This window comes from Anabaena sp. CCY 9910 (assembly GCF_963920875.1).
GTDB lineage: Bacteria > Cyanobacteriota > Cyanobacteriia > Cyanobacteriales > Nostocaceae > Trichormus > Trichormus variabilis.
Genome location: NZ_CAWUDJ010000151.1, coordinates 1 through 241, shown reverse-complemented (window position 1 = coordinate 241; position 241 = coordinate 1). Strand labels below are relative to the sequence as shown.

General features: G+C 61.0%; 1 protein-coding gene. It reads right to left on the bottom strand.

Features of this window, described 5'->3' with window-relative positions; genetic code table 11:
- Positions 1-203, bottom strand: a 203-nt coding sequence (locus ACM5QX_RS29655) for a hypothetical protein (RefSeq protein WP_414756777.1), incomplete at its 3' end; no start/stop codon positions are given.
- Positions 204-241 lie beyond the last annotated feature (38 nt).

Sequence of the window (241 nt, the reverse complement as noted above, 5' to 3'; positions counted from 1 at the left end):
CCATCGCCCGCGCGCCAGGTGGTATTCCCCACGTTGCGGAATGTCACGCTGCCCTGGTACGAAAGACCCCGGTCCATGCTTCGCGGATAGTTGGACGACACGTACTCGGCGCCGTCAAAAGGAGCCGGTGGAGCATTGACCGTGATGCGGAAGACCGGCGAGGTGAGGAATCGAAGGTGCTCGTCTCCATTGATGTACTTCACGGCCGTTGCCTTGAGCACGTATTCGTACGTGCCCGTCG